The following is a 14766-nucleotide window of genomic DNA, read 5'->3' as shown; positions in this document are numbered from 1 at the left end:
ATGTCAGCTGATAAAGACGTCACCCGGGACGTGAAAAAAACCGGGCTGGTTATCGCCGCCGTCGCCTTCATCGCGATCGCCGGCGGCTTCCTGCTGCTCTCCTGGATAAGCACGCCGCCCCCGGCGCCCACGCGCATCCAGGTCGACAAGACCGCCGGCGGCAGCGGAAAGCCCGTACCGGAAAGCGACCAGTACCGCGCGGTGCGGCTGGCGAACAACGAGGACGGCGCACGCCAGGCGCAGGCGTCCAACGGCAGCTTTATTTCCTCCGTCGGCACCGGACCGGGGCGAACGGTTCCCCCGATTGATGCCACCCCGCCGCCGCCGCGACCGGACACTGCCGCGCCGCCGCGCACGGCACATCAGAGCGTTCCCGTGGCGCAGGCCGTTGACGCCGACCGGAAAAAGGCGCTGGAGGCTCTGCTGAAAGAGCTGGTCCTGCAGCGCTCCGCACCGGCGGGCCAGATAGCCACGGCGACCGGCATGACGGGCGGTGGCGCACCGGGTGCGAAGCCCGCCAGCGTCTATGCCACCTGGACTGAAAGCCTCGCGCCCGCCGCCGCAACGGAGGGGCTGACGGGCGCTCCGGCGGGGAAATCCGACCGCGTGATTATCCCGGCGGGTACGCGTCCCGGCGGCGTTATCGACACGGCGGTTGATTCGGACAACACAGGCTCACAGGTGCTGGCGCGCATTCCGGCCGGGCCGTACGCCGGGGCGGTGCTGATGGCCAGCGGCGTGCGGCTGGCGGGGGATGGCGTCGACATCCACTTCACCCGCATGACCTGGGATCAGGACACCTGGCGGGTCGACGTCCGGGCCGCCATGCCGGATACGCTGCAGTCCTCCGTGGCCACGACGGTCAACAACCGCTACGGCACGCGCATCCTGCTGCCCGCACTCGCGCACGGACTGGGCCTCGGCGGACAGCTCTACGCCAGCGCCAACACGCAGATCCTGAGCAACGGCTACAACACCATCGAAGGCCGCGTCGGCATGCCGGACGGCACGGCGGTGGCGGGCACCGTGCTCGGCGGGGCCGCGCAGCAGGCGGGCCAGGTCATCGCTGCCGACGCGCAGAAGCTGCCGGTTAAGCAGGTGCTGGTCGAACGCGGGCAGGCCATCGCCCTGTTGTTTATGACCGCCGTCAAGGAAAGCGATAAGGAAACCGGCACCCCGGGCGCGCCCGCTCCCGGGGTGCGCCTGCCCTCCGTTACCCAACCCTGAAGAGACACGCCATGAAAGAAGACTTTTTTGACCCGGACCTGGTTCCGGACGCGCCGCTGTTGCCGTCAGAGGCGGATGAAGTGGAGCAGAGCGACCACGAGGCCGTGGCGGATAAGCCCGCCGCCGGCGAAGAGAAGAAAAAGCGCCAGCTGCTCGGCCACGACCTCAGCACCCTGCTGATTGCCGGCGGGGCGATCGTCGCCGCGCTGGTCTATGCCATGTGGCCGGAGACGTCGCCATCGCGCGGCCTGATTGCAGAAGAGACGCCGCCCGTCGCGCAGAGCCAGCCCGTCGGCCTGGCCCTTATACCGCTGTCAGAACCGTCACCTGCCCCGGAGCCGGAGCCTGAACCGGCATCTGAACCGGAACCTGCCGCCCGGCCCGCTGAGATGGATGCGCTGCGCCAGTCCAGCGCGGCCAGCCTGGAGGCCATGGCGGCGCTGAACGGCCGGATGGACAACGTCGGCCAGCGCCTCACGGATCTGGAGACGCAGCTGCGCGCGCTGGCCGCGAGATCCGCCCCGGCGGTGCCGGTCGCAACCGCCGCCTCCGCAGGCACGTCGCAGAAACCCCGGAAGGCCGTTAAGCCGGTGCAGTCCGCGAAGACGTCACCCGCAACAGGCAGCGTGAACGGCTGGCGCGTGCATACCGTGTATCCCGGCATGGCCTGGATAACCCGCGATGCCACCACCTGGGCCGTCCAGCCGGGGGACGTGCTGCAGGGGTTCACCGTGCGCAGCATCAACGCCGCTGAGCGGACGGTCACCACCGATAAGGGCGTTATTCGCCGGGGGGGCTGATGGACGCCATCCAGATACTGGTTCAGGTGGCCGACGGCCTGAAGACCAGCGGCATACGGCTTATCCTGGCGCTCGGCTTCATGTTCGGCCTCGCCGGCTGCATCGGCACCCTGGTGTCGGTGGCCCGGCGCTCGCGCAGCGGCAAGCCGGCCAGCGCCATGAAGGCCCTGGTCGCCGGCTGCCTCGGCGGGTCGATGATTGCCCTGCAGCAGATGATGAACAAGGCCGCCCACACCCTGAGCTTCGGCGACGTGTCGTTTGACGCCATTGCCTACGCCCCGGAGTCGATGGGCCAGGCAAAGCTCGCCATCGATGCCGTGCTGACGCTGCTGCGCGCGGTGGGCGCGCTGTTTTTCTACATGGGCATCGTGCGCATTCGCCGCGCCACCGTTGACGGCCATACCGGCCTGTCGGCGCGCGAGGACGTCGGCTCCGGCGTGGTGATGCTCACCACCGGCATTCTGCTTCTCTGCAACCCCGAACTGCTTTCCGCACTGCAAAAAACGCTGGGTCTGACCTGGAACTGATTCATCCACATCAACAACACAAACATCAATGAGGTAGTAAAAATGCGTAATTTCACCCTGTTCGTTTCCGTTCGCCTGTGGCTGGCCGTCTTATCCCTGCGTTCGCGCCTGGCGCTGGCGCTGGCGGCGCTCCTTCCTCCCCTCACGCTGCCGGCACAGGCCGCCGACGACCTGTTCGGCATGGTCGACAACGTGGCGGAGGGCGCCGACCAGTCCGGTAAAAGCCTGCTGAAGCTCGCCAAGTTTGGCGGGATCGCGCTGGTTATCGTCGCCATCACCCTGTGGGTGGCCAAGAAGAAAAACCCGCAGATCACCTGGGGCTGGATCCTCACGCCGCTGGGCGCGGGGTTCATCCTGATTGCCATCGACCAGTTCATCAAGAAAGGGCAGACCACCATCAAGCTCAGCCCGGTAGACGTCGGCTGAGTCCCCTCCCCTCCCCTCCCCCGGCGCGCGTGCGCCGGGGTATTTCCCGTGAAGGAGTACGACCATGACCCGATTCCCGGACGGCGTCAGCGGGCTGTTTCCCGTTCTGCTGGAACCCTGCCTGCCCGATGACGACACGCCGCCCGACGGCAGCACTCTGTCGTTTAACGAGCCGGATAACCCGGCCTTCTGTCGCCTGATTGCGCCGCTGGCGCCGCTTTTTTATCACTGCGGCGTCATCCGTCATGACGCGGGGTACGACTGCGACGTCGTGCTGCTGCCGGTCGCAGCGCTGAGCGGCCATCTGAAAGCCCTGCCGGAGACGCACGACGCGGACCCGGCGCAGGTTCGGCGGGTGCTGAAAGCGGCCCTGCGCTGGCAGAGTCAGAACGTCGAATACCTGCGCCTCACCCTGCCGCAGCGCCGGCAGAGCTTCGGCATCGGGCAGCAGGTGTGGGGCCACGAGCACGCCGGGCACCCTCCGGCGCTGCGCAAACGGGCGCGCACCCTGACTGGCGATCGCTGCGACTTCTGCGGCCACACCTCACCGGCGAACCCGCTGATATTTCGCGACAGCAACCCGGAAAACCAGACCGACGACAACCTCGGCCTCGCCTGCGCCGTCTGCGCCTGCAGCCGCCACCTGAACCGGCTCGGCGCCAACGACGGCGTGATGGTTTATCTGCCGGAGCTGGAGCCTGCGGACATCAGCCACCTGCTGCGCGCCGTGAGCGTGGCCCGCGCTCACGGTGACGCGCGCCAGAAGGCGGGCGCGGCGGAGGTGCTGCGCTGGCTGACCGCGCACCGCACGGAGGCCGAAGCGTTCTGGGGCACCAGTCACCCCGGCGAGTTTGGCCAGGCGCTGATGCAGGCGCCGGATCGGCTGCGCGAGGACCTGCAGCAGCGCCTGCGCCACATTGCGCTTATCCCGAACCCTGACCTGATTGCCGCAGCCCCCCAAACCGGGGCCACGCCCCCGGCCGCCTGGCGCGCGCTGCTGGATGGCTATCACCGTCAGCCCTGACCCGTCACTGAGAGTACCCGCTTATGAAAAATCCGTTAGTTTCCGCACTCGCCTGCGTTGAAGAGGCGCTGGCGTACGCGTCCCGCTACGCGCTGGGCCACGACTTCACCCGCTACTGCGACCTGCGCACCGTTATCGGCATCACGGAAGACGACAAAAAGCGCCGTCCGCAGATGCAGTCGCCGTGGATTTTCGTCACCGAAGAAGGACACTACGCCAGCGTGTTTGAAGTTGAGGGCACCTACTGCGCCTTTAACGAGCAGGTCGCCATTACCGAAGAAGAGAAGCGCGACAGGGCGCTGTTCAGCAGCTACATCACCCGCCTGACCACGCTGCTGGCCAGCGAATTTCAGGCCCCCGGGCACAAGCTGAGCTTTGTCTTTGAGCACGACCCGGAGAAGGCCCGCGAGGAGCTGCACAAGCTGCTGGGCCATCAGTACCGCAGCCTGAAGCGCATGGGCCTCGATCTGGCCGATATCCTTGACGAACGCATTGAGAAAATGGTCCCGTTCATTGCCCGCGAGCGGGCCTTTATGGTGGTGTACACCGCCCGCGCCGCGCTGGAAACCAGCGAAATTCGCGACGAGGAGAAACGCCGGGAGGCGATACTCAAAACCGCCCCGGCCGCGCGCTTTGGCCAGAACCCGCTGTTTCAGGAGCTGGAGGGGCTGAAAATTCGCCACGACGCCTTTATCACCACGCTGGAGAACCAGTTCGGCAGCGGGGATTATGGCACGCGTATCCGCCTGATGGACGCGCACGAGTTTGGCTTCGCCCTGCGTGAAGAGGTTGAGCGTGACGCCACGGCGCCGGGCTGGCGGCCGTTTCTGCCGGGCGACGTGAAGTGGCCGCACGGCATGCCAAAGCAGGACGACCACTCCGCGCTGCTGGCCCCGCACCTCAACTACCAGCTGCTTAACAGCAGGCCAAAGGTTGACGGCGGCCTGGTGCGGGTCGGGGAGCTGTGGCACGCCACGCTGGCCCTGTCGCTCGGCCCGCAGCAGCCCGAAACCTTCAGCGAGCTGTTCGGCAAAATGTCCCGCCAGCTGCCGTGGCGTATCCGTATGGACCTGATGCCCGGCGGGCTGAAGGTGCTGGGCGGTAAAAAGCTGGTGCTCAGCATGGCGGCGATGCTGCCGCCGCTGCGCCCGGTATACAACTCGGTGCAGTGGCTGGAGCAGGAAAACAAGGGCGATCCGGTCTGCGTCATGACCGTCTGCGCCAGCACCTGGGCGCGCACGAAAGACAACGTGAAGCGCAACCGCACGCTGCTGCAGAAGGGCCTGCAGTCCTGGGGCATGTGCGAGGTGACCGGGACCTTTGGTGATCCGGTGCGCGCCTGGGCGTCCACGCTGGCGGGAGCGAATGCCCTGAGCGTGCCGGCGCTGATGTTCCCGCCGCTCTCCGCCGCGCTGGCCCTGCTGCCGCTGCAGCGACCGGCGGCGCCCTGGGCGAACGATGCCAGCATCGTGTTCAGTACGCCCGACGGCAAGCCGTTCCCGGTGAAGCTCGCCAGCAGCCTGCAGACCAAGTTTACCGAGATCGTCGCCGGCGAGTCCGGCACGGGGAAATCGGTGGCGCTCGGCGCGCTCAGCGAGGCGGCCCTGTTCTCCGGCCAGAACCACCTGCCCTTCCTGTCCTACGTCGACAAGGGTTATTCGGCGCAGGGGCTTATCCGCCTGCTGCGCGACGCGCTGCCCGAATCGCGCCGCCATGAGGTGATAGGCCTGGTGCTGGAGAACAGCCGCGAGCACTGCAAGAACCCGTTCGACGTGCAGCTCGGCATGAAGACCCCGCTGACGCCGGAGCGGGAGTTTCTGATTAACGTCTGCGAAACGCTCTGCGTGAACCCGGAAAGCGGCGTGCCGCCGAACGCCCAGGACTGCCGCCAGATACTGAGCACCGTCATTGACACCGCCTTTGAGACCAACGCCATGACGGACCCCATTCGCTACGCGCCGACGCTGGAGCCGGCGGTGGACGCGGCGCTGGAGAAGACGGGCATCGGTAACGAGTACGACGCGCTCTGGTGGCAGAAGGCGACGTGGTACGAGGTGCGCGACCTGCTGTTCGCCCGGGGCGAGGTGCGGGCCGCAACGCGGGCGCACTACCAGGCGATGCCGGAGCTGAGCGACCTGCAGGTGTACCTGAACAACGCGGACGTGCTGAGCAAGTACGGCGCCATCACCCGCGAGGGCAGCGGCGAGACGCTGCTCTCCTACATCGGGCGCTGCCTGTCCGACGCGCTGAGCACGTACAAAATGCTGGCCGGGCGCACGCTGTTTGAGTTCAGCCCGGACACGCGCGTCATCGCAGTCGACCTGAACAACGTGGTCGGCGGTAAGACCCGCGCGGGCCAGGTGAAAACGGGCCTGATGTACCTTTATGCCGGGCAGCTGGCGGCGGGCCACTTCGAGCTGCCGCAGTATCGCAACGAGCTGATGGGCCACCTCCCGGAGATGTACCGGCCCTTTCATCACGAACGGCTGACCCAGCTGGCGCAGGAGGTGAAGACCAAAATCTACGACGAGCTGCACAATGCAAAAGATATCCCGTTCATCATCGAAAAACTGGCGTCACAGGACCTGGAAAACCGCAAGTTCTTCATCCGCACCGTGCTGAGCTCGCAGTTCATGAACCACTTTCCGCCCTCCATGCTCAAATCGGCCAACAGCCTGTACCTGATGCAAATCAGCCAGGAGGATCTGCCGCTGCTGACCGAGCACTTCGGGGTGCCGATGCACACCGCACAGGCCTTTCGCCGCATCGGCTCAGGTGCGTCCCCGGACGGCAGCGGCACGCACTTTCTGGCGTGCTTTCGCCTGAAAACGGGCAACGTGGTGCAGATCCTCAAAAACACCCTCGGGCCAAAAGAGCTGTGGGCGCTGAACTCCACGGCAATGGACGCGGCGCTGCGCGACCAGCTCTACGATCGGCTCGACGGACTCACCGCCCGCGCCATCCTCGCGGATGCGTTCCCCGGCGGCAGCGCGGAGCGCCTTATCGACCTGCGCAAAAACGAGGCGAAGGACACCGACCATCACAACGTCATTAACCGGCTGGCCAGCGAGCTTATCGCCGCGCGCGGCCTGAACATTTAAGGAATTCCCGTGAAAAAATGCCTCCTGGCCGCCTGCACCTGCGGCCTCCTGCTGTCCGCCTTTCAGGCTCAGGCTTACCCCGTCGAAGTCACGAGCAGCATCCCCGTCACCACCGAGGTGGTTCCGCAGCTGACGGCAGCCAACGGCACGCTCGGCAGCATCCTGACCACCAACCAGCAGATTGGCGGTGCCGTCAGCGCCGGCAACGACAAGATTGCCGCGATGATCCAACAGGCAACCGAAAACATGCAGCAGTACGCCACCTACGCGCAGCAGGTGCAGAACCTTGAGCAGGCGCGGCGCAGCTACACCGTACCGGACTCCATCTGCAGCGAGTCGGCCTCCGGGCAGGCGGCGCAGATTGCCCGCCAGTCCGGGGCGAAGCAGTCGTCGCTGGCCGGCGGTGGCGGGGTCAGCAGCCCCGCGATAAAAAAGGCGCTTTCGTCGAAGCCTGAAGTACCGGAGCTGGGACAGTTCGCCACCGCCAGCATTCACAGCGGCTACTGCACCCGCGAGGATGCGGACGCCTGGGGCGAAATGTGCAGCGGCGTCTCTGACCTGCCCGGTGGCGACAAGCAGATCCGCTCCCTGCTGGGCGGGGCCGGGGCGGAAGACAAGGCGCCCGAGCTGACCTTCAGCCAGGCGCAGACCGACGCCGCAATGATGTACCTGAAGAACTCCGCCCGCCGCAGCCCGGGCCGGGCGCTGAAAAAGGGGGAAATCAAAACCGACAGCGGCCGCCAGTACCTCGGCATGATGACCGAACACGACGCGGTGCAGAGCGCGGCCGAGCAGCCGCAGCTGGCGATGGTGGCGGCCAGCCAGCCAAACGAAGCCACGAAGGCGGTCCTCGCCGAGACGCTGCAGAACCCGGCCAGCAAAGCCTGGTACGACGAGAACGCCTCACCGGAGGCGCAGCGCACCGGCATGATGTCGCTGCGCGAGTTTGAGTCGTTTGAGGTCAACCGCCGCTACGCCAGCACCGACTATCAGGCCGACCTGCAGGGCATGGACGGCGATAACCTGATGCGGGAATCCATCCGCGTGCAGAGCCTGCAGAACACGCTGCTGCTGGGGATCAAACAGCAGCTGCAGGAGAACGCCATCCTGAGCGGGCAGCAGCTGAGTATCAGCAGCGCGCAGTATTACGAACCACGCCTGGCGCAGAAGCTGCAGCAGGCCGCCGCCGGAGGTATCCGCTGATGAAGAAATGGACAAAAATCGCTTATCACAGCACAAACGTGCTGCTGCCCCTTTCAGAGACCGCCCGCATGGTGCGTGCGGGTCGGCACGTCGCCGGGCGGCACGCGGAGCAGATACGTCGCCTGTTCCCGAAACGGACGGCGGCTGACGCCGGCGAGCTTTCGTTTGACGAGGCCGTGGCCGCCAGCGGGCTGTCCCGGGAACGGCTGATAAACCGCTACCTGCTGAACAAGCGCGTCTGGCTGGGGCTGTTTGGACTGGCCGTACTGCCTGTACTGATGCTGCCGGCGGCGCTGCTGCTGGCGGATATTCCCGCCCCGGGGCTGCTGGCTGTGCGCACCGCAAGCCTGGTGTTTATGCTGGCGTGCTTTGCCGGGCTGCTGTTCGCCCGGGCAATGAAAAGCCAGCTTCACCTCTGGCAGCTGCAGTCCGGCCGGCTCGGCTCCTTCGCCGACTGGCGTGCTGAGCGCCGCTGGCTGCGCGACGTCTTTCGCTGGAGCCTGCCTCCGTCAGCCTGACCGTCCTGCTCCTGCCCCCTGACCTGGGGGCCCGTTCGTCCGCACTTCGGAACCTCCTCTTATGAAAAGACTGCTCCTCCTGATGCCGGCGCTCGCGCTGGCCGCCCTGTCGCTGCCGGCATTTGCCGACGGCGTCAGCTTTGAAACGATATCCTCGGCCGCCACCCGAAACACCGACCTTTCCCGCCAGCTGCTGGTGATGGTGTACGGCGACGTGGTGAACAACCCGCTTCAGCCGGCTAACGTCAGCTTTATCGGCCAGCTCTACGGCGTGTTTAACGCCATCATCGCCGGCCTCGCCTTTATCTGGTTTATGGGCGTCACGCTGCGCGCCACTGTCCTGACCGGAAACCGGGGTAAGGTGTTTGGCGGCGGGACCACGATGATGGCCCCCGTCGCCTCGCTGGCGGGCTTTATGGCGCTGGTCCCCACGCCGTCCGGCTGGTCCATTTCTAACCTGGCGTTTCTGTGGATGGCCTCCATCATGGGCGTCGGCAGCGCGAACCTGCTGACGGACAAGGCGGCCGACAGCATCATGGAGGGCCAGTCCCTTATCATGCAGCCGGTGGCCGGTGAGACCGTCACCGCCGCCAGGGGTATTTTTGATATGTACCTGTGCCGGTCGGCCATCAATACCGAGCAGGCGCAGATGCACCAGTACGGTTCGAGCAGCACGCCGGCGATGACCGAACAGCGCTCGGCGGACGGCAGGGAGATACGCATCACCAACGGCAGCGCGCTGTGTGGCAGTGCCCGCCTGCCGCAGGCGGCGGAAAGCGGTTCCTGGTTCTCCTTCAACGTGCCGATCAACTCCGCACCGCTGGAGAACGCGCAGAAAGCGGCCTTTGCGGAGATGAACAGCACCCTGTCGCGCAGCGCGGAGGGCGCGGTTAACGGCTGGCTCAGCTGGCAGGAAGGAAATCAGGAACGTCTGCCTGACGTTGAGGTGGAAATCCAGCAGGCGGCCAAGCAGTATGAAGACACCATCAATGCCGCCACGGCGTCAGTAAACAATGAAAGCGCGATCCGCGGCGAGCTGGCGAACTACCTCAAAAAAAGCGGCTGGATCTCACTGGGCGCCTGGTATCAGTCCTTTGCGACGGCGAACCAGAAGGTGAACAGCGTGGCGAAACAGAGCCCGGTGGTCACCGGCGCGTCCAGCATCGGGGAAGTGGGTGTGGGGAGAATGCTGGAGGAGCTGAAAACGGCTTTAGTAGCGCAAAAGAAAAATTCAACATATACCCCACCTCTTGGTTCAACCAATGCAGCGGGTGGCGATAATATCGATGATGTACACTCAGCTAACTCAGCATTACTTAAAATACTGGACAAATCCTACGGTGTTAATTTTACAAATTTTATAATTCAATCAGTTATGACAAATGGTGATAACGACAGTTCTAGTCAAGTCAACCCACTTCTTCAGATGAAAGCAATCGGTGACTATACTTTAGGTAGTGCTCAGACAACATTTATTGCATTCACCTTTGCAAAAGGGATTATTGACTGGGGTAATGGGTCTGGCGTCGGAAAGATAGTAAATGCAGTTTCTGGTGCTGGATATTTAGCACAAAGCGTTATGGGCTCAATCGCACCTATAGTATATTTCATATTATTCATTCTTCTTAGTATTGGATTCTCGCTATCCATCTTCCTTCCCTTCATACCTCTCATCTACTGGATTATGGCAGGTACATCTTGGATTGGCAGCGTTTTAATAGGAACCACGGCTGGTTCTTTATGGGCTGCGACACATATCGGAACGGAACAGGATAAAGGTAGTCGGTCAAACTATGGTTATATTTTCCTGATTGATGCGGCTATCCGGCCATCACTTATGGTGTTTGGTTTTTTCTTTGCAAGCCTTGTTGTCGTGGCGATAGGTACACTACTTAACATTCTGATATTACCCGCAATGGCAAACGTCCAGGCAGATTCCATCACCGGACTGGCTAGTATTATCGGAATTTTAATGATTTACGCACGGATTTGTACCACCTTAGTTTCATCAGCATTCAGCCTGCAAGTCTATCTTCCCGACTATGTTATTGCGTGGCTCGGAGGCAGAGAAGCTGCGCAAATGATGAAAGGTGCAGTGGAATCTGCCCGTAACATGTTTGCAGGATTTGGTGGGAAAGCAGGTAACACTCCGGGCATCAAAAAGATTGATAAGAGTGCCCCTAACAGCGATTCAGACGGCTTCAAGTAACATTAAAAGGAAAAACAATTTGGATAAAATACCACCATACAACTTGTTAATAGGTTTTATAGTGGTATCATAGAACCAATAACAGAACTTTTAGCAGGGTTTATGCCTAACATCATTCATACCATTACCACGGCCAGCATCACTGAACTCAAGACAAATCCAATGGCAACTGTCAATTCAGGCGAGGGTTATCCAGTGGCGATTCTGAACCGTAACCAGCCAGCGTTTTACTGCATCCCGGCCGATTTGTACGAGCAGATTTTGGAATGTATCGGTGACAAAGAACTGGCTAAGCTAGTTAAGCTGCGTTCCGAGCAGAACCTGCATGATATCGATCTGGACAGTCCTCTGTGACCTGTGTGGTTAAGTTCAGAACGGATGCGCTTCGTGAGTGGCTGAGTCTTAATAAGACTGTACGGAATCTATTTTCGGAAAAATTAAAGGAAGCTTCTGGAAATTCCAACATTTACTCATCTCAACTGTGGGGCATGGTAGACTGTTATAAAATGTCTTTACCCTCGACCCACACAAAAATTATATATCAGATTGTCGGTGACACACTGGTCATTGCTATCGTTGCAGTGGACAAAAGAGAAATCGGTGATGCCTATAACTTGGCAAAAAAACTAATCAGATAAAAATCAGGATGATACCTATGACTTTAAAGTATGTAGATACCTTTGAAAAAAAATGGCCTGTTGCTTTAGTCGGCACTTTGTCAGGAATGTACTTACTTTTTATATTTCCGTTTCACATAATACTAACCGGCCTTACATACTCTTACTCAAAATTTTATGGATTCAGGCAAGCTGACATTAATCTCAGCATATTCCTTTTATTGTCATTACTCATCGCAATAACGATGATTTTCATTGCGATTTATACACAAAGGAAAAATATTTCAGTTTTTTCATCATACTTTTCACAAGCTGGAACGATATGTCCCTTACCCTCAAGCATTGCTAAGGCTTGGTCAGGAAAGAGTTTTGTCGGTCTAGACACTAAAAATGGAACGTTGCTTTACATCAATCACCCCGATACCACTGTTTTCAATTTCTTTTTCCCACGTGACGTTCGTGTCATGGGCTTCGGGATGAATGACTGGAAATCGGTTGAGGTTCAGGGCAACACTCTGACCATCTACACCGGAAATCCTGAGCTCCCGTTTGTCTCTGTGACGTCAGGCAAAGCCAGCCAGCTGTATGAAAAAATCAACGCCATGCGCCACCAGACCTGGACGTACGAGAACAATATACCGGGCTATGTCGAGCATCATGCAGCGCGTATCGCTGCCAGGAAGGGTATCAACCTGATCCTGCCGCCTAACTGATTTTCTTCCTGCAGTAACCCATCCAGCATTATCCGGGGCACCCTTTTCAGGGTGCCTCTTCTTTTGCATTCGCAAAATCCATAAAGGTCACCCTATGGCGCAACCCGCTCGCAATGACGTCCAATCCGGCAACGACTGGACGCTGGCCGCTGTCGGCCTGCTCGTTACCCTGATCGTCGCTGCCCTGTTCTTCCGGCAGCTCACCATCGAATACAGCACTACCCTGCTTTACTGGCTCTGGAGCCTCGCCGACGTGCCCCGCTTTCATGCGGATGCCGCCTGGCGTATAAACCTGCTGGCCGCGACGCACAATAATGCCGAAGCAACGACATGGGCTGAGTTTTTTGCCGTCATGGACCGGACGGCCGGCATTCTGATGCTGGCGATGGTGCCGCTGGCGGTCACCGGCGTGACTGCCGTTCGCCGCCATCAGGTGAGCCGCACCCGCCGTGATATCAGTATCCGCACGCTGCCCCGTATTATGGCGGACTTCTCACCGGCCATCGTGCCGGCGCTGACCTACGGCGATAAGGACACGCAGCTGCTGAACGTCGACCCGCAGGAGCACCGCAGCGCGCAGACACCTGACGAGTTCGCCATCGAACACAGACTGGTCGTCAACCGCCAGCTGCGCCGCCAGCTGGCGGAGCAGAAGTTCATCGCCCAGCTGGGCACCGCGCTGGTCAACACGAATGAAGACGCTGACCGGAAAAATCAGCTCATCCCGGAGTTTCTCCAATTTAACGACCACGAGCGCGCCATGTTCGCCGTCTTCGGCCTGCAGCACTTCATGGATAAGCGCCAGCAGGCGGAAGCGCTGCTCGATGCGTTAAACCGCTCCACGCTCCACGCGGACCGACGCTATAAAAACAAGGTCGGCTACCCGAACCTGTCTCTTGCTGCAGCCGCGTTCCGCCAGGTGGCTGACCTGCCGGCCGCGCAGGCGTGGGTCAGGCAGTACGGCTATGTCCGCACCGCCATTTCTGCCCTGCACGATAACGACCTGCACCTGCCCATCCGCCGCTTTCGCTGGCTGAAAGGCCTCGATCGTACGCTCTGGTACACGCTGGCCTCGACCGGGCGGCCCTGGCCATTTGTCGAGGCCGCCGGCGTGGTCAGCCAGGCGCACTGGGAGACGCTGGCCGCGCGCTACCGCGTGCGACTCACCCGCCCGGTCATGTCGCACGCCCTCGACGGGCTGGAAACCGACCTGCGCAACATCGGCGCGGTGGTGGATATCACTCCGAAGGCCCCGCGCACGGTCGCAGATGATGAAGACGACTATGAAGATGAAACCCCGTCCGGAAACGACACACCGCCCGACGAACAGCACGTTAACCGACACGTACACTCCTTTCGCCCAAAAATGAGATAACCCCATGACACTGCCATCCGCTAACGCCATCACCACCCGTATTCATCAGCAGCACCTGCAGGTGCGCCTCAACGACCGTACCCTGTTCAGCCTCATCAGCCCCCTGGACAACAGCGGCCAGCTCACCCTGGAAACCGTAGGCGGGGAGCACCATATCCTGATGCGACAATCCGGCCATAACGTCACCCGCCTTTTCGTCACCAAAGACGAAACCCTTGCAGGCAAGGTGATGGACGCAACGTCAGACGCGCTGAGCGAGATGGCCATCGGCCCGCGCAAAACCGCCTGCTGGCAGTGGCTCATCCCCGGTGTCATGCTGGGCTTCCTGGTTGCCGCCTGGGGAATTATTTACCTTGAGCCAGCGATAACGTCCGTGCCGCAGGCTGTCAGCCCCGCAGTCTCACCCGCATCGCCCGTACGGCCACAACCCCTGTCAGCCGCCGTGGCGGTACAGCCCCCTGCCGCCGCTCAGCCTGCCGCTGTGGCCACCCCGCGTCAGACGCTGTCGCCGGAGGATGCCGATGAGGCACGCCGGATGCTGGCCACTCGCCTGAAAAACGGCGCGGCGAAGGAAGAGTTCACCGTCCGGCTCTCCTCCGGCCATCCGCGCACGCTGTATATGTTCATCGATCCGGAGTGCCCGAACTGCCGCATTTTCGAACCGACCGTGCAGGCCCTTTCTGAACAGTACAACGTGGAGATATTTCCGGTGACGCTGATTGGCAAAGCCCGCACCGCAGAGCAGGTGGTGCCGCTGCTCTGCGCCGCCACCGAATCTCGGGCGAAGATGTGGAGCACGCTGCTCGATACCGGTGCCGGCATGCTGAACCCGTCGGCGAAAACCGCTGCGCAGCCCGCCGCCTGTGAGGCAGGTCAGAATGCGCTGGCGCGTAACGACATGGCGTTTGAGCTCTACCGCCTGCCGGGCACCCCCACCGTTATTAGCGACGACGGTCGCATGATCCCACTGCAGGCCATGACCAGCGATGCCGCCCTGCAGGCTTTCCTGAACGCCGCTCAGTAAGG

Annotated in this window: 13 protein-coding genes; all 13 read left to right on the top strand. The window is 61.7% G+C overall.

The window, feature by feature from the left end; genetic code table 11:
• The 13 genes from traO (at position 1) to ACLI4M_RS00705 (ending at position 14764) form a co-directional block, all read left to right on the top strand.
• The gene (traO, locus tag ACLI4M_RS00765) at positions 1–1227 is read left to right on the top strand and encodes a conjugal transfer protein TraO (protein ID WP_133625194.1); all 1227 of its coding nucleotides are present in this window, start codon (positions 1–3) and stop codon (positions 1225–1227) included.
• Between the two features lie 11 nt (positions 1228–1238).
• Complete coding sequence (locus ACLI4M_RS00760) at positions 1239–2027, top strand: hypothetical protein (protein WP_133625193.1); 789 nt, start codon at positions 1239–1241, stop codon at positions 2025–2027.
• Positions 2027–2554 (top strand): conjugal transfer protein TraQ, encoded by a 528-nt coding sequence (traQ, locus tag ACLI4M_RS00755; protein WP_166643220.1) that lies wholly within the window; start codon positions 2027–2029, stop codon positions 2552–2554. Before ACLI4M_RS00760 ends, traQ begins: the two co-directional genes overlap by 1 nt.
• A 42-nt stretch (positions 2555–2596) precedes the next feature.
• Positions 2597–2980, top strand: a complete 384-nt coding sequence (locus ACLI4M_RS00750) for a DUF6750 family protein (protein WP_133625192.1) — start codon at positions 2597–2599, stop codon at positions 2978–2980.
• A gap of 64 nt (positions 2981–3044) precedes the next feature.
• Positions 3045–4004: a hypothetical protein gene (locus ACLI4M_RS00745; protein ID WP_133625191.1), complete on the top strand. Its 960-nt coding sequence runs from the start codon at positions 3045–3047 to the stop codon at positions 4002–4004.
• A 23-nt stretch (positions 4005–4027) separates the two neighbouring features.
• A complete protein-coding gene (locus ACLI4M_RS00740) occupies positions 4028–7105 on the top strand; it encodes an ATP-binding protein (protein ID WP_133625190.1) in 3078 nt (1025 codons plus the stop codon).
• A 9-nt stretch (positions 7106–7114) separates the two neighbouring features.
• Positions 7115–8308 carry a conjugal transfer protein TraW gene (gene traW, locus ACLI4M_RS00735; RefSeq protein WP_133625189.1) on the top strand — a complete coding sequence of 398 codons (1194 nt, stop codon included), beginning with the start codon at positions 7115–7117 and terminating at the stop codon, positions 8306–8308.
• Positions 8308–8826, top strand: coding sequence for a conjugal transfer protein TraX (traX, locus tag ACLI4M_RS00730; protein ID WP_133625188.1), 519 nt, complete (start codon positions 8308–8310; stop codon positions 8824–8826). Before traW ends, traX begins: the two co-directional genes overlap by 1 nt.
• Positions 8827–8887: 61 nt before the next feature.
• Entirely contained in the window at positions 8888–11035 is a 2148-nt protein-coding gene (locus ACLI4M_RS00725) for a DotA/TraY family protein (protein ID WP_133625187.1), read from the top strand.
• Between the two features lie 102 nt (positions 11036–11137).
• Positions 11138–11389, top strand: coding sequence for a type II toxin-antitoxin system Phd/YefM family antitoxin (locus ACLI4M_RS00720; protein ID WP_133625186.1), 252 nt, complete (start codon positions 11138–11140; stop codon positions 11387–11389).
• A gap of 301 nt (positions 11390–11690) precedes the next feature.
• Complete coding sequence (locus ACLI4M_RS00715; protein ID WP_413449704.1) at positions 11691–12365, top strand: hypothetical protein; 675 nt, start codon at positions 11691–11693, stop codon at positions 12363–12365.
• Between the two features lie 94 nt (positions 12366–12459).
• Complete coding sequence (locus ACLI4M_RS00710; RefSeq protein ID WP_133625184.1) at positions 12460–13740, top strand: secretion/conjugation apparatus DotM-related subunit; 1281 nt, start codon at positions 12460–12462, stop codon at positions 13738–13740.
• A gap of 4 nt (positions 13741–13744) precedes the next feature.
• Positions 13745–14764, top strand: a complete 1020-nt coding sequence (locus ACLI4M_RS00705; protein ID WP_133625183.1) for a DsbC family protein — start codon at positions 13745–13747, stop codon at positions 14762–14764.
• The last annotated feature ends 2 nt before the right edge of the window (positions 14765–14766 follow it).

This window comes from Erwinia sp. LJJL01 (genome assembly GCF_047300805.2).
Lineage (GTDB): Bacteria > Pseudomonadota > Gammaproteobacteria > Enterobacterales > Enterobacteriaceae > Erwinia > Erwinia aphidicola.
The sequence above is the reverse complement of the archived record's forward strand: the minus strand, read 5'-3'. Positions and strand labels throughout refer to the sequence as shown.

Excerpts from the sequence above, each read along its gene's own strand:
- traO (WP_133625194.1), top strand. The coding sequence starts at position 1 with ATGTCAGCTGATAAAGACGTCACCCGGGACGTGAAAAAAACCGGGCTG.
- ACLI4M_RS00760 (WP_133625193.1), top strand. The coding sequence starts at position 1,239 with ATGAAAGAAGACTTTTTTGACCCGGACCTGGTTCCGGACGCGCCGCTG.
- traQ (WP_166643220.1), top strand. The coding sequence starts at position 2,027 with ATGGACGCCATCCAGATACTGGTTCAGGTGGCCGACGGCCTGAAGACC.
- ACLI4M_RS00750 (WP_133625192.1), top strand. The coding sequence starts at position 2,597 with ATGCGTAATTTCACCCTGTTCGTTTCCGTTCGCCTGTGGCTGGCCGTC.
- ACLI4M_RS00745 (WP_133625191.1), top strand. The coding sequence starts at position 3,045 with ATGACCCGATTCCCGGACGGCGTCAGCGGGCTGTTTCCCGTTCTGCTG.
- ACLI4M_RS00740 (WP_133625190.1), top strand. The coding sequence starts at position 4,028 with ATGAAAAATCCGTTAGTTTCCGCACTCGCCTGCGTTGAAGAGGCGCTG.
- traX (WP_133625188.1), top strand. The coding sequence starts at position 8,308 with ATGAAGAAATGGACAAAAATCGCTTATCACAGCACAAACGTGCTGCTG.
- ACLI4M_RS00725 (WP_133625187.1), top strand. The coding sequence starts at position 8,888 with ATGAAAAGACTGCTCCTCCTGATGCCGGCGCTCGCGCTGGCCGCCCTG.
- ACLI4M_RS00720 (WP_133625186.1), top strand. The coding sequence starts at position 11,138 with ATGCCTAACATCATTCATACCATTACCACGGCCAGCATCACTGAACTC.
- ACLI4M_RS00715 (WP_413449704.1), top strand. The coding sequence starts at position 11,691 with ATGACTTTAAAGTATGTAGATACCTTTGAAAAAAAATGGCCTGTTGCT.
- ACLI4M_RS00710 (WP_133625184.1), top strand. The coding sequence starts at position 12,460 with ATGGCGCAACCCGCTCGCAATGACGTCCAATCCGGCAACGACTGGACG.
- ACLI4M_RS00705 (WP_133625183.1), top strand. The coding sequence starts at position 13,745 with ATGACACTGCCATCCGCTAACGCCATCACCACCCGTATTCATCAGCAG.